This is a genomic window from uncultured Mediterranea sp., from assembly GCF_902493215.1.
Taxonomy (GTDB): domain Bacteria; phylum Bacteroidota; class Bacteroidia; order Bacteroidales; family Bacteroidaceae; genus Bacteroides.
The window spans coordinates 154,370-174,927 of the sequence record NZ_CABUOL010000007.1; the positions used below are offsets into that span (position 1 = coordinate 154,370).

At 46.5% G+C, this 20,558-nt stretch carries 19 protein-coding genes, 2 tRNA genes and 1 pseudogene; 4 read left to right on the top strand and 18 right to left on the bottom strand.

The genetic code is table 11. The features are described from left to right. Positions 1–138 precede the first annotated feature (138 nt). On the top strand, positions 139–2,379 hold the full coding sequence (locus RDO88_RS13540) for a polysaccharide lyase family 8 super-sandwich domain-containing protein (RefSeq protein WP_374043910.1): 2,241 nt from the start codon (positions 139–141) through the stop codon (positions 2,377–2,379). Between the two features lie 213 nt (positions 2,380–2,592). On the opposite strand, the gene RDO88_RS06505 is transcribed toward RDO88_RS13540, so the two are convergent. The 6 genes from RDO88_RS06505 to RDO88_RS06530 all read right to left on the bottom strand — a co-directional run bounded on the left by RDO88_RS06505 (position 2,593) and on the right by RDO88_RS06530 (position 7,621). Then, positions 2,593–3,024 (bottom strand): DUF6078 family protein, encoded by a 432-nt coding sequence (locus RDO88_RS06505; protein WP_307758601.1) that lies wholly within the window; start codon positions 3,022–3,024, stop codon positions 2,593–2,595. A gap of 128 nt (positions 3,025–3,152) precedes the next feature. After that, positions 3,153–3,740, bottom strand: a complete 588-nt coding sequence (locus tag RDO88_RS06510; protein WP_307758602.1) for a metallophosphoesterase — start codon at positions 3,738–3,740, stop codon at positions 3,153–3,155. Between the two features lie 30 nt (positions 3,741–3,770). Further along, positions 3,771–5,030: an MBL fold metallo-hydrolase RNA specificity domain-containing protein gene (locus RDO88_RS06515; protein WP_307758603.1), complete on the bottom strand. Its 1,260-nt coding sequence runs from the start codon at positions 5,028–5,030 to the stop codon at positions 3,771–3,773. A gap of 2 nt (positions 5,031–5,032) precedes the next feature. Further along, complete coding sequence (locus RDO88_RS06520) at positions 5,033–5,980, bottom strand: hypothetical protein (protein WP_307758604.1); 948 nt, start codon at positions 5,978–5,980, stop codon at positions 5,033–5,035. 59 nt (positions 5,981–6,039) lie between these two features. Beyond that, positions 6,040–6,723, bottom strand: a complete 684-nt coding sequence (locus RDO88_RS06525; RefSeq protein ID WP_307758605.1) for a hypothetical protein — start codon at positions 6,721–6,723, stop codon at positions 6,040–6,042. Continuing rightward, a complete protein-coding gene (locus RDO88_RS06530; protein WP_307758606.1) occupies positions 6,716–7,621 on the bottom strand; it encodes a WYL domain-containing protein in 906 nt (301 codons plus the stop codon). Before RDO88_RS06530 ends, RDO88_RS06525 begins: the two co-directional genes overlap by 8 nt. 218 nt (positions 7,622–7,839) lie before the next feature. Here RDO88_RS06530 and RDO88_RS06535 point away from each other — a divergent pair, with 218 nt between their 5' ends. Then, a complete protein-coding gene (locus RDO88_RS06535) occupies positions 7,840–8,355 on the top strand; it encodes a hypothetical protein (protein ID WP_307758607.1) in 516 nt (171 codons plus the stop codon). Positions 8,356–8,585: 230 nt separating this feature from the next. Here RDO88_RS06535 and RDO88_RS06540 read toward each other — a convergent pair. From RDO88_RS06540 to RDO88_RS06555, 4 genes are all read right to left on the bottom strand, one after another. Then, positions 8,586–8,658, bottom strand: a tRNA-Gly gene (locus RDO88_RS06540). Between the two features lie 8 nt (positions 8,659–8,666). Further along, positions 8,667–8,749: transfer RNA gene (locus RDO88_RS06545), tRNA-Tyr, on the bottom strand. A 61-nt stretch (positions 8,750–8,810) separates the two neighbouring features. Further along, entirely contained in the window at positions 8,811–9,305 is a 495-nt protein-coding gene (gene ribH / locus RDO88_RS06550) for a 6,7-dimethyl-8-ribityllumazine synthase (protein WP_307758608.1), read from the bottom strand. 144 nt (positions 9,306–9,449) lie between these two features. After that, positions 9,450–10,133: a tetratricopeptide repeat protein gene (locus tag RDO88_RS06555; RefSeq protein ID WP_307758609.1), complete on the bottom strand. Its 684-nt coding sequence runs from the start codon at positions 10,131–10,133 to the stop codon at positions 9,450–9,452. A gap of 161 nt (positions 10,134–10,294) precedes the next feature. On the opposite strand from RDO88_RS06555, the gene recF reads away from it, so the two are divergent. Together recF and RDO88_RS06565 are read left to right on the top strand one after the other, a co-directional pair. Continuing rightward, positions 10,295–11,407: a DNA replication/repair protein RecF gene (gene recF / locus RDO88_RS06560; RefSeq protein ID WP_307758610.1), complete on the top strand. Its 1,113-nt coding sequence runs from the start codon at positions 10,295–10,297 to the stop codon at positions 11,405–11,407. After that, positions 11,404–11,694 carry a DciA family protein gene (locus tag RDO88_RS06565; protein WP_307758611.1) on the top strand — a complete coding sequence of 97 codons (291 nt, stop codon included), beginning with the start codon at positions 11,404–11,406 and terminating at the stop codon, positions 11,692–11,694. The genes recF and RDO88_RS06565 overlap by 4 nt, the downstream gene beginning before the upstream one ends. A 32-nt stretch (positions 11,695–11,726) precedes the next feature. Here RDO88_RS06565 and RDO88_RS06570 read toward each other — a convergent pair whose 3' ends face one another. From RDO88_RS06570 to RDO88_RS06605, 8 genes and pseudogenes are all read right to left on the bottom strand, one after another. Beyond that, positions 11,727–12,257, bottom strand: coding sequence for a 5-formyltetrahydrofolate cyclo-ligase (locus RDO88_RS06570; RefSeq protein ID WP_307758612.1), 531 nt, complete (start codon positions 12,255–12,257; stop codon positions 11,727–11,729). Further along, complete coding sequence (locus RDO88_RS06575) at positions 12,172–13,908, bottom strand: S41 family peptidase (protein ID WP_307758613.1); 1,737 nt, start codon at positions 13,906–13,908, stop codon at positions 12,172–12,174. The genes RDO88_RS06570 and RDO88_RS06575 overlap by 86 nt, the downstream gene beginning before the upstream one ends. Before the next feature lie 9 nt (positions 13,909–13,917). Further along, positions 13,918–14,373 (bottom strand): deaminase, encoded by a 456-nt coding sequence (locus RDO88_RS06580; RefSeq protein ID WP_307758614.1) that lies wholly within the window; start codon positions 14,371–14,373, stop codon positions 13,918–13,920. Between the two features lie 15 nt (positions 14,374–14,388). Continuing rightward, positions 14,389–14,883: a DUF4847 family protein gene (locus RDO88_RS06585; RefSeq protein ID WP_307758615.1), complete on the bottom strand. Its 495-nt coding sequence runs from the start codon at positions 14,881–14,883 to the stop codon at positions 14,389–14,391. Next, positions 14,880–16,931: a M3 family metallopeptidase gene (locus tag RDO88_RS06590; RefSeq protein WP_307758616.1), complete on the bottom strand. Its 2,052-nt coding sequence runs from the start codon at positions 16,929–16,931 to the stop codon at positions 14,880–14,882. Before RDO88_RS06590 ends, RDO88_RS06585 begins: the two co-directional genes overlap by 4 nt. Positions 16,932–17,220: 289 nt before the next feature. Next, positions 17,221–18,423: a 6-bladed beta-propeller gene (locus tag RDO88_RS06595; RefSeq protein ID WP_307758617.1), complete on the bottom strand. Its 1,203-nt coding sequence runs from the start codon at positions 18,421–18,423 to the stop codon at positions 17,221–17,223. 7 nt (positions 18,424–18,430) lie between these two features. Further along, positions 18,431–19,684, bottom strand: coding sequence for a 6-bladed beta-propeller (locus RDO88_RS06600; protein WP_307758618.1), 1,254 nt, complete (start codon positions 19,682–19,684; stop codon positions 18,431–18,433). A 365-nt stretch (positions 19,685–20,049) separates the two neighbouring features. Continuing rightward, positions 20,050–20,558, bottom strand: a pseudogene (locus RDO88_RS06605) (type I glyceraldehyde-3-phosphate dehydrogenase); the annotation flags it as partial.

Consider the following 20,558-nt stretch of genomic DNA (forward strand, 5'->3'; position numbering starts at 1 on the left):
AACTACCGCCGCTACTATCGGGAAGCCCGCGAGCGTGTGGCCGACGAGAAGACAGAAGCCGTAGGCAAGCTTCGCGACTACTTCTTCCGTCATCCCCATCGGGCCGTGAAGCCGGTGGATGAGGCCGAGGCAGCACGGATGTATGCTTTGCTGGGCGAGGACGGAGCCTTTTCCGACCTGAATCCGACGGAAGAGCAGTACAACCGTGAGAACGTCTGGAACCGCGGATATGCCAATACGCCCGACGACCGGGCAGGTATCTTCATCGCCGATGCGCTGAACCGTGTGTACCGCCTGGCCGAAGCCGCGCGGAGAGGCAGTCTGAAGAAAGATACCGAGTTCCTGAACCGCCTTTCACGGGCGGTGGTACATTACGGCAATCTGGAGATAGCCCGCTCCAACGACAAGCCCCGCTTCCACGCTTCCTGCTTTGCCATCCCTACGGCGGCGGTCAACATCTATTTTGCCTGCATGGAGGAGATGGACCGGGCCGAGCGCGGAGAAGCCGGTGCCGAAGTGCGGGCGGCCTGCGACATGCTGAAGGTACTCGGCCTTCAGGCCTATACGCAACCCTTGCGTCGGGACGCTACGGACCGTAATGTAGTGTCGGTGGAACGCTTCCGCAACCACGTCTGGTGGGTAGGCGGAAATGCTTTGGCCTACCGTTCGCTGCTTCCGGTGGCCGCCATGTACAGTTCGGTGCCGATGCTCGATGTGCTGGCCGAGGTATGCCAGCGCGGCATCAGCGTAACGTCGCAGACTACCTACAGCGATGCCTTCTGGACCGAAGGCTTTACGGCCGACGGAGCCGGATGGGGACACGGCATGCAGTGCCTCATCTGGGGATATCCCATTCACGGCACATCGGCGGCGCTGGATATGCTGAAGACTCTTCGCGGTACGCCCTGGGCCAAGAACCTGAGCCGCGAGAATGCCGAGGCCCTGATGACCTTCTTCCGCGGTGGCAGCTGGTATTACCGCGACGGTTACCGTCTGCCGTGCCTCGACCGCGGTTCGTATGTCTATTGCGACAAGGAGAGTGCCATACCCTACCGAAACATGCTGCGCGACGTGGTGGATAACTGGAAGGAATCATTCACTCCCGCCGAGCAGGCCGAACTGGAACAGCTTCTGGCCGAAGTGGAAGCCAGACGTATCCGCATGGAGGGATACGCCGGCGGCGTCTATCAGGGTACGCGCTGGTTCTTCAACAACGACGACCTGATGAAGCATACGGCAGACTACCACCTGATGGTCAACATGGCTTCCGTGCGCTGTGACGGCCTGGAGAGCGCTGACTTTGCCGACAACTACAACTTCTATCCCACCGACGGCATGACGCTCTTCCAGCGCCGTGGCGACGAATATTTCCGCATCATGGGCGGATGGGACGTGACGGCATCGCCGGGCGTGACGGCCCGTGAGGGCATGGACCGACTGGTACCCGTGACCAACTGGCGGGGCTATTGCAGCCGTCATAACTTTGCGGCTGGAGCGGCCGACGGCGGCGACTATGCGGCCGGCGGATATATCTTTGAGAAGATGTACGGGCCGGATAAGGAAAATCCTGACTATAAAGGTGGCCATCCGAAGAAAAACGCGCTGCTGTATGGCTTCAAGGCCTACAAGGGGTATTTTATTCTGGGCGACTACCTAGTGGCCCTTGGAGCCGGAGTCACCAACCTGGAACCGGAGCAGGAGGGAAACATCCGAACGACACTGGACCAGACGGCAAGAACGTCGTCCGTGTATCTGCTGGAGAAAGGCCGGAAGAAACCGCTGCCCATGGGCGTGACGACGCTCGACGCCCGCCAGCTGAAGAATGCCTGGATTGTTCAGGAAGGCCAGTTTGCCTACCGTGCCCTGCCGGATTACCAGTCGGACTTGCACGTAACCTGCGAGAACCGTCCTGCCGACTGGGCCAGGATGAACGAGCAGAACCGTCAGCGGAAAGACCTTCCCGCCGAAGTGGCCATCCTGCGTCTGTGGACCGACCACGGCCGTACGCCTGTGGCCGACACCTACGGCTATGCGGTCTATCTGGGTCAGGGCGAACCCGCCCGCAAGCTTCCCTTCGAAGTGCTGCGCAACGATACGCTGGTACAGGCAGTCCGTTCCGCCGACCGCAAAGTCATCGGTGCCGTGTTCTATCCCGAAGCGCCGGCTCTGGAGGCCAAGGGACTGAAGCTGGAAGTATCTGCCCCCTGTGCCCTTGTGCTCCGCGAGACGGAGGAGGGCTGTTTCGTCACCGTGGCCGATGCCTGCATGGACGCCTCCCTGAAGGAGTTAGCTCTGAAGTGGAACGGCCGTGACATACGGATAGCCCTGCCACAAGGAATGTATAGCGGCAAGCCGGTGACTGTGCGGATAGACAGATAATCATCCAACATCTGCTGGGAAACTGGGAATGCAACAGCCTTTCCCCGTTTCCCCTACGAGGAAACGCCCGTTCCCTTTAAAGGAAACAGGCGTTCCCTTTCAATGGTAACGGTCGTTCCCTTCAATGGTAACGACCGTTTCCTTATAGGGGAAACGGAGTTCCCCCTGCGGAAACACGCGGAAACATGCCGTGAGGGCAGGGAAGTCCGTCGTTTATTCCCAGACAAAGCAGTCGGTGTAGCCGTCGAAACAATTCTCGTCCGGCGCTCCCAGCGAGCGGAGTACGGAACGTACCTGCTTCTGTTCGGCGGGCGGGAGCAGCCGGTCTCCCTTGCGCGAGGCGTAATAGTTCTTTCTTCCCATCTTTCCTATCATCCGTTCTCGGAAAGCAGCCGCCTGCTTCACCGACAGCTCGTCGATGATTCGGGCAAATCCTTTGGCATAGCGCACCTTGGTGTTGGGACAATAGTATTTACATTTTCCCTGCGCCTGCCCGGCCATGTGCGGCACCAGCATCCAGACGAAAGCCTTGTCGGCAGGCATGTGTTCATAGGCGATGTGGCGCAGGCAGGTCGCAGCCTGCGGGCAGCTGGCCATACAATGGCCGAATCCGCGGGGTACTACAGAGTAATCGAAATTTTCCATGGTTCGTACGATTGGTTTCTAACTGTTCCAAAGATAAGGAAAAGTGGGCAGAAATACAACTGGTAACCGAGAGAATGCAGGAGAATAAAATTGTGTTATGTATTCATTCTGTCCTACAATATATCAATTTACAAAACAAATATCTTTGGTTTATATTTCAATCGATGGAAATTACCTTCCATTTGAAAAGATTCATAAAATAATGCGGCATTTGAGAAGACGATTCCATGGTGTTTTTCTGTACCGTAAGCTCCATGAATATGGCCAAAAAAGTGATAGCGAGGTTTGACCTCCAATATCTTTTTTTTCAAATCGGCATTTCCCCAATGGATATTATTATCCTTATCTAGAATCATAAATGGCGGTTCGTGACTGACCAATACATCTGCATCAGGAGGAATGACTTGTTCGGAATGATTGTATGCCAGTCCAAAGAATGTTATGCCTTCTATTTTACATTCACTATCCTGAAGGAAGTGAACGTTTTTCGGTAAGTCTTCAATGGCTTCTGCATCCCAAAGGCATGTATCATGATTCCCTGTAACGAATATCTTGTGTTTATAAGGAAGCATAATGAACCAATTAAGGAAATCAAGAACTTCCTTTTCTGTGCCATTATCGGTAAAATCGCCACAATGAACAATAACATCAGCTTCCGGAAGATTAACCAGTAAATGATGTTTATTGTGGGTATCTGATATTTGTAATATTTTCATTGACTGATTGTAAAATAAATTATTTGGAATTTATAATTCGGCATCGGCTTCCTTATGAATGCAGATAATCTTTTTGGGGTTAATTGTTCTGATAACTTTTTCTATTGTTTTACGGTCCGCATGCCCTGATGTGTGTATATCAACTACATTATAAAACATTTCACGAAACTCCTTATATACAGGGTTTTCCTTAATCTGTTCTAAGTTTTTGTAGTAACCGTCCCATAATGAGTAAATAAGCAGTGTTTCTTCTTGAGGTAATTCTTTGATAATTTCCTTGATATGGTTCTTTTGTGATGAACCTGTAATCATGACCATGCCATTTCGTTTTATACTTCTCAATAGACGTTGGCTGTAGAATTTAGGATGGAATGAAAACAGTCCACGGGAGAGTTCCTTTTCTTGTTCGGTAAAGAAAGCCATTGTTTGTTTCATAAACTTTGAACATACGTATATGGCTTTGTCTGACTTGTTTGCAGCTTCCTTAATAGCCGCAAGTCGCTCTATATCTGTTGCAGAAGCAAGTACAAATACATATTTGAAAGTACACATCATGTTCGTCATCTTCGCAGATACTTCACGCTCATGAATGCATTTGTCATCCCGGTTCAACATGGTTCCTTCTGTAATAAGAGTATCAATGTTTGTTGCATACTTCTTCAAAGTAGGAATAAGCCCTTTGCCCATATATCCATGCTCACGATAGTCACCGGTATGCCAAATCCGTTTGTCGTCAGCCTCAATGAGGAACATGTGTGAGTCATAAATGGAATGACAGTTAAAAAATGGTGTTACTTTTATGTCACCAATCATAATGCTTTCAGGCTTTTTTTGTGGAGCAGTCCTGTGCCAGGTTCTCATCTGTTTAATAAGTTTACATTTGTTTTCTGCTTGTGTGTAAAGATTGACAGCGGTACTATATTCCTCCGAAGAACAATTATTCTTCTGTAGTTCGTCCACGTTAAGTGATGCTCCTTCTGATAATAGACCATATTTAATGGAAAGAAGTTCTTTGGTTCCTGCGCTCATATATTGAGGAATTGTATTAGGAATATATTCAAATAGGCCCACATGGTCTTCATGACCGTGTGAATAGAATATAGCTTCGTGTTTTTTATTGTTATAAGATAATATGGTCTTAACCAAATTCTCGTCTTCTTCCGGTGTAGAAGGCTTCCCACATCCAGGAAGATTCTGTCCAAAGTCTATGAAAATTCTGGATGTATCAGTAAAAATCTCTGTGATACATCCACCAATCTGCTCAAGGCCTCTATGTATTTTAATGTTCATCTTTAATATTTGAAATCTGGGTTCAAATCTTTGTTTGTCTTTATCATATCCTTATATAATCCATATCCACAGTACGATGCATTGATAAATTTACATTCATCCGGCAGAGTTTTGCATTCAACTTCAAGATTTGTACTATAGTGATGATAGTTACAAAGCAAGAACAGAAAATCCGGTTCGGCTTCTATTTCCGGATCTATTTCTATATATTGTTTCACTTCATTGCCTAAGGCATCTTTTTTAATAATACCTTTCTCAAATAGCTTATCCAAACCTTCAATAAGACCTAACTCTTTCTTCTGCTTTAGAACAAGAAGCATATCCTTAGCTACACTGTTGACATGTACCTGATTTGATTTAAACGCGAGAAAGTCCTCGTAATGTTTCTTTAATCCTGGTGAGTTGTTTTTATCTGTTTTTATAGCCGTTGCGCCTTGTTTTACTTCTATCAAAGTTAGTTGTACGATATGGTTACGGTGCTCCATATGATTCCAACGGAAGGCAATGATGTCTGCACGACCATCCAAAACTTTGTTGTCTTCCCATTCTATATCAGCAATGAAATAGTCGGTATTACAGGCATTGACAGACAAATTATTTTCATATACAACCCTTTGTTGCATTTCTTTTTCACCAGAATTTCTGTGTCTTTTGGAGGCTTCATGAATATCCACTATATGTTTTGCATGAGCAAAATAGTCGTGAATATGCTCAACAGTAGGTAAAATTCTGTTTGTATGAGTTGGTAGATAGTATTGATCTGCCAGTCCTGTAAAAATTCCGTTTTGGTCTACTGTAAGAATCTTTCCACCTCTATAATAAACCATGATACAATTTCCTCTCAGTTCCAAATCAAGATAAGGGTCAATTCTTACATACTCTGTAACTGCTTTTAAATCACCGCTCTTTAATCGCTCAAGAAAACTATCAGAAATACTTCTTTTGTTCATATGCGTTACATCTAATATTTATTGGTTCTAATAGCTGATACTGTATGACATGATTCTTATTAGAAATTCGAGCCGTCAATATCAATAATCAGTACTCCTTCATTTTGCAATTGTCCCTTGGATATGCGTAATTCCTGTAAGATTTTTTTATATTTATTCTTCCATCCATCCTTGGGAACAGATTTGTTTTCTGTTTCCCAAGAACTATCATTCTCAAAATTCAGAAAGATTAATTTGGCATCTTTATATTTGGCAACAGAACTTAATTCTTTCATCTTTCGCAGGAAAGCCAAACGATTTGTAATCTGATAGTAGTGATGTAGCCATAGCTTATCGTCAGCATCAGGGGCGTAATATCTTTTAATATTTATAAGGGCATTCTTTTTAAGGTTGTAATTGGCATCCTTTTTTTCATTGGTGTTATTAGGCTTATAATTGCCTGATTTAATTTCTGAAAGATGAGATTTTGCTTCTATTAGATATAGCGTATGCTCATCATCCATTGCCAGTCCGTCCCATTGAGGCTGCCTTGAAGGCCAAAAATTGTCGAATGCATTTGAGGGGAGTCCTATTTTAGTAGATATAAAGTCTCCATTTAATTGATATTCTTTGAATTGATTTTCTTCAATAGGGGAAATCCAACTAAGATTCACACCAAGTTTTTCGTCCAATAGAGATTTGTGCTCTTTTACAAGGCACTGAATCATACCTTTGCTTCCTTTAGGATATTTATTTCTATTCATAATTATAATGGCTTAATGAGTTTAATAATCTGTTCTTGATTTCTTCTCTTAGTTCTACAGGCTCTAGAACCTCTATTTTTTCACCCATTGCAAGCAGTTGACTTGTAAGTTCTGGTGTAAGACATAAGTAGTATTGAAAGTCGCTGTATTTTTGATGTTTACAGCCTATTTCCTCTTGGGTATGGTGAAGAGGAAGGGAACGCATGTATTCCACGTGGATACCATATGCTCTGACTACAACTTTTTGAGGTTTTAGTTTGTCATTTACAAAGATTCCGATAGTATTGGAATAATATTCTTCTGCATTAAAATCATTAGGACATCGGAATGTTTCTGTAGTAAATTCCATATTCAATGTCCTATCCAAAGCTATGTTGCGAATTCCTTCCTGTTCCTTAAGATATCCAACAATATACCAACGTTGATGATAAACTTTCATTGCATAAGGTTGGATGTGTAACGTAGTTCTGTGCCCATAGAAGGGCTGGTATTCTATTTCGAGTTCCTTACTCTGCTGCATGGCTTCAATTACTGTTTGTATATATTCAGTTCCCTTGGGAATGTCTTCGAAAAGAATTCTGTCTTTCATATTATGCCCGGCCTCAATCATGTTTGAGAGTGTGAATGAGTTGAGTAACCACTGGCGAGTCCTGTCATTTTGCAAAATTTCAGGTGATGATACATAATATTCATAGGTAGAAGTATTACATGCCACTTCAACTCCGAATAATTCGGCTATAGCATCTCTATGAACATGAAAAGTTCTTAGAGCAAGTGGCTTGCCATCACTCAGGCAACTGTTTTGCCATCGTTCGCTAATTTCTTCAAAGGTTAGTCGTTTATGCTGGAGTAAAGTATTCAGCAACCAGATATATCGATTAAAAGTTTTACTGATCATGCTAATTATGTTACTATTTATTCTTCAGGTATTGTCTTCAACATCTGTAATTCGTACAATACTTTTTATTTATGATACAAAAGTACATATAATTTATGCAATAACGCTGCATACATGGTTGTAGTATAAAATTAATCGTACTTCTTTATCAGATATGCAGCGTTATTGCATATAAAGACTATTATTTTGCATTCGGAAACAAATAATTGTTGGATATTATGGTAACAAAGAAGAAAGGTCTTTATAGGCAAGAAACAATTGCAAGAAAAATGGCAATCCAGTCTCTTGAGTTTCTTATATCGTTTGGGCTAAAACAGATGGATGCAGAATATACATTCCATAAGTATGCTGCAGATGCAGAACTGAAAGAAATCATTGAACTTGACCTATGTAAGGACTTATTAGAGATTAAAAAGTTAGTTGATGGTATCAAACAGCATTTTGATATGAATATCATAGATGATAAGGGAGATCTCTGTGATAGTTCGGTATGCATAGCTTTAGGCATTAGTCGTGTTGGGGATATCCACAACGTTAACATTCATCAAAACGTGTGGAGGAATTTGTTAAACAAGAAAATCATTTCAATTTATTATCCGGATGAAATACGAAATAAAGCTGTAGGTTGGGCTAGAGAAAATGGCTATATAACATCTACTTATCTTGGGCAACCGATAATTAAGTTGAATAGGTTATTCTTGTCGATAAAAAGGAGCTTTCCCGGGGATGTCTGACATAAAAGTATTTGCCATCTTTTCATTAGGCCTGGACTTTATATTTAACTCCACTAAAAATCGGGTGAGCCAGGATAAGGCCTTCTTCTTGTTCAGACTGGCTAAAATTTATGCTTGATCAACGAATCCCTCAGGTTTTTACGTTGACCCCATAGTTCCGTGCAGAATTAGCACCCTTTAAAAACAAAAATCAGATAGAAATCTTTCGATAACTATCTGATTTTCTTAAGAGCGGAAGACGGGACTCAAACCCGCGACCCTCAGCTTGGAAGGCTAATGCTCTATCAACTGAGCTACTTCCGCAAATTTAGTGGGCAAAGATGGATTCGAACCACCGAAGGCGTAAGCCAGCAGATTTACAGTCTGCCCCATTTGGCCACTCTGGTATTTGCCCAATCGCTCTTGATTCACTCGGTGTAGCACCTTTGTTTCTCAATTGCGGTGCAAAGATACGACTATTTTTTTAAACTCCAAGCGAAATCGATCATTTTTATTGCACAAATTGCACATTCGTCACCTTTGTTGCCCAATCGGCCGCCTGCGCGTTCTTCGGCCTGCTCCATCGTATTGGTGGTTATCAGCCCGTAAATCACTGGTACATCGCCTTTTGCGTTCAGCTGGGCAATACCTTGGGTTGCTCCCATGCAAACATAGTCAAAGTGCGGGGTATCGCCGCGAACTACGCAGCCCAAGGCAATGACGGCGTCAACATCGGTATGGGATATGAATTGGTTGGAACCGAATGTCAGCTCGAAGCTGCCGGGAACGGTCTTGATCAGGATGTTTTCTTCCTTGACCCCGTGCTTCTTCAGGGTAGTTACGGCCCCTTGCAGGAGGGCGCCGGTGATGTTGTAGTTCCATTCGGATACGACGATGCCAAATTTCATGTTCGAGGCATCGGGCACGGAGTTGAAATCGTATTCGGACAGGTTGTGATAAGCTGTTGCCATATCTTGTCTTTTTTAGAGTGAGTATGTTGGAGATTGAAATAAAAAAGTCACGGATTACACGAACCTCACGGCGTCTTTGCAGTTTGACCGTGTTTTCCGTTTAATCCGTGACAGGTGTTTCTTATATATAATAAGAGTAGCGGTTTATTTCTTCATCAGTTTGGCTTGTTCGATGAACTTGTCAATCTGCATGGCTTGGTAAGAACGGAAATATTTGTCCTTGATGGTCGTATAAGCCTCGATAGCCTGGTCGTACTTGCCTTGCTTTACGAGGATTTCGCCTGCCTGCTGCAGATAGATGGGGCTCAAGGTATTGTTGTCGGCTTCTTTGGCTGCCTTGAGGAGCATGTCGGCTGCCTTGTCCAGCTGGCCGAGGGAAGCGTAGCAGTTACCCATAGCACCCTTCATGGCCGGAGATGCCATCTGGTCGTTACCGTCGAAACGTTCGAAAGCTTTGATGGCTTCTTCGTATTTGCCCAGATGTGCATAGCAGATACCTGCGTAGGCATGGGCCAGGTTGGCAGCATCTGTTCCGCTGAATTCGTCGGCAACTTTCAGGAAACCTGCATAGCCGATGCTGTCGCCGTTCAGGGCCTGCTCGTAGGCGTCGGCTCCCAGATATTCCTCACCTTTGAACAAGGCGGCCTGTGCCTTCTCTTCGCGGGGCTCCGCATAGAGGTGTTTGTACATGACTACACCGGCAACGATGACGATAATTGCCACTACGGCACCGATAATTGCTTTCTTGTTTTTGATGAGGAAGTCCTCCGACTGTGTCAGAGCCTCTTCCATGTTGAGGGCTTCGTTTGTTTTCTTTTGTTCTGCCATTTTTATAGATTCTTTTTTTGTTATTATTCGTTCTTTGAGATTTCGAATGGCAAAAGTAAGTCTTTTATAGCTTTCAGCGAAATTTCGCGGCATCTTTTTTTACTTTGTACCCGAAAAGCCCGAAAATCTTCCTATTTTTGCAGGTGAATGGAGTGACAATTATGATACTGAAACGCATTTCTATACTCAATTATAAGAACTTAGAGCAGGCTGAGCTGGCCTTTTCGCCGAAGTTGAACTGCTTTTTCGGGCAGAACGGTATGGGTAAGACCAATCTGCTGGACGCGGTGTATTTTCTGTCTTTCTGCAAGAGTGCAGGCAATCCCATCGACTCGCAGAACATCCGTCACGAGGCCGACTTCTTCGTCATTCAGGGATTTTATGAGGCGGAAGATGGAACGCCGGAGGAGGTGTATTGTGGCATGAAGCGTCGGCAGAAGAAACAGTTCAAACGTAACAAGAAAGAGTATACCCGCCTGTCGGACCATATCGGTTTTCTGCCGTTGGTCATGGTGTCGCCTGCTGACACGGAACTGATCGCGGGAGGAAGCGACGAACGCCGCCGCTTCATGGATGTGGTTATCTCGCAATATGACAAGGAGTATCTGGATGCCTTGATCCGCTACAACAAGGCTTTGGCCCAGCGCAACACGCTGCTGAAAAGTGAGCATCCGGTTGAAGAGGAACTTTTTCTGGTGTGGGAGGAGATGATGGCGCAGGCCGGTGAGGTGGTGTTCCGCAAGCGGGAGGCTTTTGTCAACGAGTTCATTCCCATCTTCCAGTCCTTCCATTCGTTCATTTCGCAGGAGAAAGAACAGGTGGGTTTGAGCTACCGTTCGCATGCACGGGGGGCGTCCTTGCTGGAGGTACTGAAGGAAAGCCGTGAACGCGACCGCATTATGGGTTTCTCGCTGCATGGCATTCACAAGGACGATTTGGAAATGCTTCTTGGTGACTTTCCCATCAAGCGTGAAGGGTCGCAGGGACAGAACAAAACCTATCTGGTGGCGTTGAAGCTTGCCCAGTTCGACTTCTTGCGGCGTACGGGTACCACTGTGCCGCTGTTACTGCTGGACGACATCTTCGACAAGCTGGATGCTTCGCGTGTGGAACAGATTGTCAAGTTGGTGGCTGGCGACCGTTTCGGACAGATTTTTATCACAGATACCAATCGGGGCCATCTGGACAACATTCTTCATAAGGTGGGAGGTGACTACCGGATGTTCAGGGTTGAGCAGGGAGTGGTGACGGAAATGCAGGAGGGTGAATCATGAAGCGGAACAAGGCGGAACAAATCGGTGTACTGATACAGCATTTCCTGCGGCAGGAGAGTCTGGAGTCTCCATTGAACGAGCGCAGGCTCATCAATGCCTGGCCCGAAGTGCTGGGGCCGGTCATTGCATCCTATACGACCGATCTTTTCATCAAGAACCAGGTGCTTTATGTCTCGCTCACGTCGGCCGCCTTGCGGCAGGAACTGATGATGGGACGCGAAATGCTGGTACGTAACCTGAACCGGCATGTCGGGGCTCAGGTCATTACCAATATTATTTTCAGATAAAACATGACGCTGGCGTTCGGTGGAGGCACTGATCAGTAGAGCACTTCGTCCATGCGGATGTCGAAGGGCTCGGTCGGTATGTTGCCCAGCAGCTGGTAGGGGAAGCAGATGCCCAGCTTGTAGGTGGCGGTCAGATAGGGAAGCAGGCGGTCGTAGTATCCTTTTCCACGCCCCAGACGGTTGCCTCGGTGGTCAAAGGCGACGCCGGGAATCACTGCCAGGTCTATCTTGCGCAGGTCGGTAAACCGTCCTTCGGTGGGTTCTTCGATTCCGAAGGCTCCTGTTTTCATGTGTTCCGGTCCGTTGTAGGTATACAGTTCGAGCTGGTCCTGCACCACAACCGGCAGCAGGATACGTTTGGAAGTGTACCACCGGCGGATGAAGTCGCGGGTGTCGACTTCATCCGGCAGGGAGTGGTACATCAGTACGGTCTGTGCCTGTTGGAACAGGGGATGTGTTTCGAGCCGTTCCAGTATTTCAGCAGATTGCTGCGTAGTGGAAGTGGCGTGCAGGGTCTTCAGTTCTGCTATATACTTGCGCAGTTCTTTTTTTCCGATTATCATTTGTCTCTTTTTCTTCTAAGGTTGTATCCGGAGCCTTGGGGAATGCTTCACCACGTTCCAGAATTTCAAGTGCCTTCTGTACGGTAGCATCGTCGCGGTTGATATAGCGGATGTATGCTTCCTTGCCCAGCATGTTGTAGATGATGTTGCCATACAGGTTTCTCTCCAGCAGCTTGCGTGATTTGTAGATGAGCAGGTTGCGTCTTTTCACCCCTTTCTTGTCGGCAAAGTTTACGAACTGTTCCGTGACATTCTGTTTTTTCAGATACTCCAGCAGGGCTTCGTCTGTTTCGTATTCGCTTAGTTTGGCACGGTTGCGGTCTGTATACTGGAAGCTGAACTGGATGAGCAGACCTTTGTTGCTGACATCTATCAGATAGGATGTCACGCCGGTTGTGTCGCGCGGAACGAAGACGTCGGGCATGATGCCGCCGCCGCCGTAGACAGGACGTCCGAGCGATGTATAGTAGCTTGTGCTCTTGTCCAGCTTCACGCTGTCTTTGGAGAAGAACTCGCCGTGCTCGTAGCGGTCTAGCCAGTCCATTTCGTACTTGCTGTCGTTGCCGCTTTCGTAGGGGCGCTGGATGCAGCGGCCCGACGGGGTGTAGTAGCGGGCGATGGTGAGGCGGATGGCCGAACCGTCACTGAAGTCGATGGGTTGCTGTACGAGTCCTTTGCCGAACGAGCGGAGGCCGACGATGGTACCGCGGTCGTTGTCCTGGATGGCGCCGGCAAAGATTTCGCTGGCCGAAGCAGAACCTTGGTCAATGAGTACAACCAGCGGTGTGTTCTGACAGCTGCCCGTACCGTTGGCATATTCTTCCATGCGGGGGTATTTGCGTCCCTGTGTGTAAACAATCAGTTTACCCTCGGGCAGGAATTCGTTGACCATGCGGATGGCGGCTTCCATATAGCCTCCCGTATTCTCGCGCAGGTCGATGATGATACCCTTGCAGTTCTGGTGGCTCAGCTGGGCAATGGCATTCAGCAGTTCGACGTGGGTCGTACGGCCGAATTTACTGATTTGGATATAGCCGTAGTCCTGACTGAGCATATAGGCTGCGTCGATGGTGTTCTGGGGAATGTCGCCGCGGGTTACCACGAAGTCAAGCAGTTCCTTCTCGGTCATACGTTTGATGCCCAGTTTCACCTGGCTGCCTTTGGGACCCTTCAGTGAACGCATGGCCTTTTCGTTGGTCAGTCCTTTGCCGACGAACAGGCTGTCGTCCACCATGACAATGCGGTCGCCGGCCATGATGCCGACCTTTTCGGCCGGTCCGCCCGACACAACGCTGTTCACGTGGATGGTGTCTTCCTGAATGGTAAACTGGATGCCGACACCGCTGAAACTGCCTTCCAGTTCAGAAGTGACTTCCTCCAGCTTCTGGGCGGGGATGTAGGTAGAGTGGGGGTCCAGCTCGGCCAGAATCTGCGGCATGGCCTTTTCCACCAGCTGTCCCATGTCTACGGTGTCTACATACTGGTCGTCGATGACGTGCAACAGGGCATTCAGCTTGTTGGACGAGCCGTTGATGATGCCCAGCTTGTTTCCTCCATAATGTTTGGCATAGAATGTGCCGATCAATATTCCCACTACCACGCTGATGGCAATGATGAGGGGCGTGAAGCGGGAAGAGCCTTTTGTACTCATACTGTTATGTTATTGTTTAATCGTTTCTGTCTGTTCTTCGGTAGCCGATAGGTATACCACTTCGATACCTGCGCGTTTGAGCAGGTTGATGCCGTCCTCCAGGCGGTATTTCTCGGAGTAGACCACCCGTTTGATGCCGGCCTGGATAATGAGTTTGGCACACTCGATGCAGGGTGAGGCGGTGACGTACATGGTGGCGCCGTCACTGCTGTTGTTGGAGCGTGCTATCTTGGTGATGGCATTGGCTTCGGCGTGGAGTACGTAGGGCTTGGTGATGTTGTTGTCGTCCTCGCACACGTTCTCAAATCCGGCTGGGGTACCGTTGTAGCCGTCCGAGATAATCATCTTGTCCTTGACGATGAGCGCACCTACCTGGCGGCGCTTGCAATAGGAATTCTCCGCCCAGATGCCCGCCATCCGTATGTAGCGTTTGTCCAATGCTTCTTGTTTGGCTTTGTGATCCATGGTTTTTTCCTTTATTTATTGTGCTTTGAAGTTCATTCGTTTGATGCTTCCGTCCTTATCTTCGTAGTAGATATAGAGGTTGCTGTTGTCGCCCTCGTAACGGGTGGCGTTCTGCAAGCCAGTGATGAAGGCTTGGGCCAGCTTGTCTTTTTCAGACGAGCTCACCTTCGTATTGCTGGTCTGCATTTCGTGGTTCTCGCCGTTGGCGTTCCATTGGCCGTTGACGGTGGCGGTGATGGCCTTGGCATTGAACGTTCCGCCGATGGCGCCGTTCAGGTCTGTCCCTTCGAAGGAAACGGTAAAGGTGCCGGATGCCTTCAGTGCTTTGAAGCTTTCTTCCGACTCTTGGTCGTTGCTCCAGAAGTTGTATTGCTTGTGTGAGTTCTCAGTGGAAATGTAGGTCAGTTTCCAGGCCTTGCCTGTGAATATCTCCAGCACATCGTCTTCGTTGTTGCATCCGGCCAGCAGCAGGATGACAGCCAATAAGGCAAACAATTTTTCTTTCATCATCTCTTTATTCCATTTCTGATTAATAATGCATCGATTGTCGGTTCTTGTCCGCGGAAGCGTTTGTAGAGCGTCATGGGGTGTTCGGTTCCTCCCCGCGAAAGTATGTTTTCGCGGAAGGAAAAGGCTGTTTTTTGGTTGAAAATCCCCTGTTTTTTAAAAAGTGAGAAGGCGTCGGCATCCAACACTTCGGCCCACTTGTAGCTGTAGTAACCGGCCGAATAGCCTCCGGCAAAGATGTGCGAGAACTGGGTGCTCATGCAGGTGCCTTCGACCGATGGCAACACTTGGGCACGTGCCCAGGCCTGCTTCTCGTAGGCCATCACGTCGCCTTCGAAGGGCGTGGTGCGGGTGTACCATGCCATGTCCAGCAGGCCGAAGCTGACCTGGCGCAGGCAGGCGTAGGCGGCGTCGAAGTTGCGCGAATCCACAATGCGCTGTACCAGCTCGTCGGGAATCAGTTCGCCTGTCTGATAGTGGCGGGCAAAGGTGTGCAGGAATTCCTTTTCAACGGCAAAGTTCTCCATGAATTGTGAGGGCAATTCCACAAAGTCCCAGTAGACGTTGGTACCGCTCAGACTGGCGTAGGTCGTGTTGGCAAACATGCCGTGCAGACTATGGCCGAACTCGTGGAGGAAGGTTTCCACTTCTCCGAAGGTGAGGAGGGCAGGCTTGTCCTGTGTGGGTTTGGTGAAGTTCATTACCAGCGAAACGTGCGGACGACTGTTCTCGTCTGTCTTTTCGTCAATCCATTGTTCTTTGTAGCTGGTCATCCAGGCACCCGAACGCTTTCCTTCGCGCGGGTGGAAGTCGGTATAGAGTACGGCGAGGAAGCTGCCGTCCTTGTCGAATACATCAAAGGCTTCCACATCCTTGTGATAGACGGGAATGTCGGGATTCTTTTGAAACGTAATGCCATAGAGGCGGGTGGCCAGGCCGAACACGCCTTTCTTGACGTTCTCCAGCTCGAAGTAAGGGCGGAGCATCTCGTCGTTGAGGTTGAACTTGCGGTCCTTGAGTTTCTGCGAGTAGTATCCCCAGTCCCAGGGCATCAGGGTGAAATCGGCTCCCTGTTCTTCGCGGGCCAGTGCTTGTACTTCGGCATATTCCTTTTGTGCCGTCGGTTTGTAGGCTTCGAGCAGCTGGTCGAGCAGGTGGTAGACGTTGGCGCTGTTCTGTGCCATGCGGCGCTCCAGCTTGTAGGTAGCATAATCTTTATATCCCAACAGCTGGGCGAGGGCCAGGCGGGTGTTGACCAGCTGCTTCACGATGTCGAGGTTGTTGCAGGCGTTGGCGTGCGTGCACTTGGTGTTATAGGCCATGTAGATTTCCTTGCGCAGGTCGCGGTCGGCGGCATAGGTCAGGAAAGGCACATAGCTTGGGGCGTGCAGGGTGAAGACCCAGCCCTCCTGCTGTTTTTCGCGAGCCGTTTCGGCGGCAGCGTCGATGGCACTTTGCGGCAGGCCTTTCAGTTGGGATTCGTCGGTCAGCACCAGCTGGTAGTCGTTGGTTTCCTTCAGATTGTTTTCGCTGAATTGCAGGGTCAGCAGGCTCAGTTGGCGCGACAGTTCACGATATTTCTCCTTGTCGGCCCCCTGCAGGTTGGCTCCGCTGCGCACAAATCCTTCATAAGTATCTTCCGTCAGTTTCCGTTGTTCGGCAGTCAGAGGTTCGTCGTTGCGGTGCTCGTAGGCCGTTTTGACCCGTTCGAAGAGTCGTTCGTTCAGCGTGATGTTGTTGGCATGTTCGCTCAGCAGCGGCATCAACTCCTTGGCCAGTTCCTGCATGGCGTCGTTGGTTTCGGCGCTGAGCAGGTTGTCGAACACCACTTCCACGCGATGCAACAATTGACCCGACTTTTCCAAAGCCAGAATGGTGTTGTGGAAGGTGGCAGGTTCGGGATTGTTGACGATGGTGTCTATTTCCTCGTTCTGGCATTCGATACCCCGGCGGATGGCGGGGGCATAGTGCTCCACGGCGATGCGGTCGAAGGGGACGGTGCCGTGGGGTGTATGGATATTTTCAAAAAAAGGATTCTGAACTTGCATCATTAATTAGGTATCAAAATGAAACAATCGCAGGTGTCTTTTTACTTGATAGCATAAAACTCCTTCATTATAACATGCAAAAGTGCAAAAAAAATAGGCGACTGCTACAGATGTCGCCTTTACTTTAATAATTTCTAACTGTTTATGCAAATGGCTTGAGCTGGTTCTGTTATTATAGCCATTTTTACTCTATGGCGCATTGTTACATATCCGTCAGGCTTGTTTTAAGCCTAGGATGATATTTTCGTCCTGTTATGTTGAACGGAGCTGAAACATTTTATTATATAGGTGCTTAATCGATTTTCACACTCGAAACCATTAAAATCGGATTTTCCTCCCCTGTTAAATTTTCTATGATATTTCTTAATTGGGGATTCTCACTTTTCATTTCCTGCAGATAGAAAGGTGGGACAATCGTATAAAATTTACTTCCTTCCAAGGCAAGGGGAAGTAAAGGGTATCCCTTGTCGATATCATTCTTGATCACCCAGCCATTTGAAGAATAGCCACTTAATTGTTTGTTACTTCTTTTGTCCCGCAGATATACTCCTGTTTTATGTTCTGCGTAATTGTTATATCCGATAAACAACACACTGTCACTTTCCAGGCATCCTTGTATTTCCCAGAAGTCAGGATAACCCTTTCCGCCTTCCAAACCATCTTCCGTGCTTAATCTTTCTTCTTTTAACATAGACAGGTGCGCTTTCTTCTTTTCTAAGTTTGCTTTTCCGAAATCAATGGAGTATTTGGGTGAAACGCCATCTGAAGTGAGTTGGTACACTTCGTCTGAAAGTGGAAAAGTCAGTATACCTTCTTCTCGACCGGAGTAATTTCGGAGCATATGATAGTCGATTATCTCTACCAGGTCGATGGACGAGTCCTGATAGAGGAAATAATGAGTATCTGATGTTTGTAAATCATATATGGCCAATAAGGGAGTTTGATTGTCTTTGGAGATATGGTTGTTCCGCCCATAGTCGCAATAGAAGACAAGGGAATGATCTGCACAGATAAAGTCATTTGCAAGAAAGCCCAATTGGATTGTTTTATCAAAATTTCCTTCCATAGTATATACATGGACTTTTTTTCTATCCAAAACATACACCTCTTTCTTTTTGTGATTTATAGCGGCTCCGTTTATTTGGGTATACTGGCCGGGTCCTATGCCTTGTTCGGCAATTTTATACAGATATTTTCCTTTATGGTCAAAGAAGAATATGGAAGCAGTTTTCTGATCCACTACAATCATTTTATCATCTGTAAGCAGGAGCTGGTTTATGTTACCTATCAGATTCTCATCTGTGGTTTCCAAGGGGACATATTGTATGTCACTTATGAATGTTGACATATTCAAGTCCTGTTGGACGGGAGCGCTTAGATTGATATTTGCCCGGTTATTCTGATTGTTGGTTGAAGACGGACGGCATGAGATTAGTATAATCAGAAATGATAATGTGAAGAGTTCTATTGCTTTGCAATGTGAATATGACATCATAATTGGATTATTTTTTAATGTGCATTGTTACAATAATCGGGTTGTCTTCATCTTCAATGTCTTTTGCCCATGATACTTTGTCTTTATCAATGGCATAAGGTTGTACAAGACTATATAACATATCACCATGTGAAGTGTATAGGATGAACTGGGCTAAGCCGTCTATATCGTTGATGACAGGCAATTTCCCTGAATCACTTTGCCCTTTGATAACCTCTCCACTCTTTTTGTTGTAAAAGATGACGGATTGTTTATGCTCAACCATATATACAGATACTATATAATCATTCGTTTCATTGATACTGACCCACATGGGAAAGCCTTGTATCAATTCTTCTACTTGACCAACGTCTATTTTTTCATTCTTTATTTTTTGAAGATAAATGTTCTGTATATTTTCTTGTGATTCACTTAATGAGAATGAGACCTTTTCATTCAAGTTCAGTTTGCTGTCCAATTGATAAATCCGGTTCTCCAGTGGTGAGAGGAAGTTTCCGAAGTCGGTAAACAGTTTATATGAACCACACACTTCTTTCATTTCAATTTGCGAATCGAAAAATGCTGCAGACTTTGATTCCCCATTATGAATATTCAGAAATAGAAGGTTGGGCGTCTTTCCGTTTTCCTTATATGGGGCATTGTCTTTATATCCACCATACAAAGCTATCCATGAATTGTCAATGACATGAATGCTTTCTGCCCAATAGTTGGTCTTTATTTCTTTCTCTAATATACCATTATTGTTGTAAACGAATAGTTTGTGTAGATTACAGTCGAAGAGGTATATCCTTTGGTTGTATATATCAAAATCGTCAATGCTGGTGTACTCTCCAGGTCCTACTCCTTTATTCCCTATTTTCTTCACAAGTTTACCATTGAGGTCGAAACAATAGAGGGATGAGGATATTTCGTCAAAGATGTAAATGAACCTGTCGGAAACAAGCATTTTGGTAACCTGTCCAATTAGTAGATTGTCCTTTGTTTCCAGAGGTGTATAAGTAATAGAATCCACTAAAGAGGATAGTTTGATTTCATTGGGGGTATTGAGAGCTGTATCTATGATAATACCCTCCTGCATGTCCTTCTCGCTTCTTCCACAAGAGAAGAAGATAAAAGGAAATAGAAGAAATAATATTTTAAGTTTGAATCCCCCCCCATTATATGGTAAAATGTTCGTAGAAGAGAGAGAAATGGCTGAAGCTTGCAAGATACTGAAGACATAATCTCCCATTTGTGTTACTATGGTATACACTTTTTTCATTGTTGAATATTTGTGTTTCAAATTTCAGCATAAAGAATGTGAAAAACAAATGTTTTGTAATCTTATTTGGTAAATATGTCCAGAAACATGCTTTAGAAGGGACAGTATCGGATGCCTCGGCAGGGGAGCAATGTTCCGCTGATTCCTAGTTATGAGTGTAGTTTTGCCAAGGTAGGCTGTTGGAGATGTGAAGTAGGTATTTCTTCGGTTGAGAATAATTGTGTGGAGAAGTTTGGATAGCTGTCCTTCACGGATCCGATGGTGTTAAGGTGCTGCCAATGGGTGATATCTGGTGGAAAGATGGAGCAAAAAAAAAGGCGGCTTCCGCAGAAGCCGCCTATACTTTAATATTTTCTAACTGTAAATTAGCAGTTAACAGATGCCATGTGAGCAATCAGGTCGAGAACTTTGTTAGAGTAACCGATTTCGTTGTCGTACCAAGATACAACTTTAACGAAAGTATCTGTCAAAGCGATACCTGCCTTAGCATCGAAGATAGACGTGTGAGTGTCACCCAGGAAGTCAGAAGAAACAACTGCATCTTCAGTGTAACCCAGGATACCCTTCAGTTCGCCTTCAGAAGCTTCCTTCATGGCAGCGCAGATTTCAGCGTAAGTAGCAGGCTTAGCCAAGTTTACAGTCAAGTCAACTACAGAAACGTCCAGAGTCGGAACACGCATAGACATACCAGTCAGCTTGCCGTTCAGAGTCGGGATAACTTTACCTACAGCCTTAGCAGCACCGGTAGAAGAGGGGATGATGTTGCCAGAAGCAGCACGACCACCACGCCAGTCTTTCATAGAAGGACCGTCAACAGTCTTCTGAGTAGCAGTTGTAGAGTGAACTGTAGTCATCAAACCGTCAGTGATACCCC